This window comes from Kocuria tytonicola (genome assembly GCF_003687455.1).
Classification (GTDB): Bacteria; Actinomycetota; Actinomycetes; order Actinomycetales; family Micrococcaceae; genus Kocuria; species Kocuria tytonicola.
In genome coordinates this window covers 1-468 of record NZ_PHOA01000221.1, presented here as the reverse complement: position 1 = coordinate 468, position 468 = coordinate 1, and the positions used below count along the sequence as shown (strand labels likewise).

Sequence of the window (468 nt, the reverse complement as noted above, 5' to 3'; positions counted from 1 at the left end):
GCGGGGACGGCGTCACGACCTCCGGCGGCGGGGACGCAGGAGGCACGGTGGGCACGGTGGGCACGGACACGGGCACACTTGCCGCCGGTTCGGGCAGCTCTCGCGGCAGGGTCCACTCCGGCGCGGTGCCGGGGAGGAACGGTGCGGACGGCACGGCCTCCTCGGGCCCGGATGCATGGGTGTCCGCGCCGGAACCGGGCTCCGCGCCCTCCCCCGCCGCAGCTGCGCCGGGGTCTGCTGCCATCCCGCCGCCGGGGGCGGCACCTCCGGACGGTGCGGCGTCGTGCTGGGGGGAACCGGCATCCGCACCCTGCGCGCCGGGCGTCGCGGCCGCGGACGACGCCGCGCGGTCACTTCCCTCCCCGTCTGCCCCCACGCTCTGCGTGGCCACCGCTTCCGGTGCGGGGTCCTCGGAGGAACCGTGGAGTGCGGTGTAGCCCACCGCGGTGGCCACGCAGAGCGTGGGGG

At 78.2% G+C, this 468-nt stretch carries 1 pseudogene; it reads right to left on the bottom strand.

The window, feature by feature from the left end:
• A pseudogene (locus CWC38_RS12180) lies at nt 1–468 on the bottom strand (hypothetical protein); the annotation flags it as partial.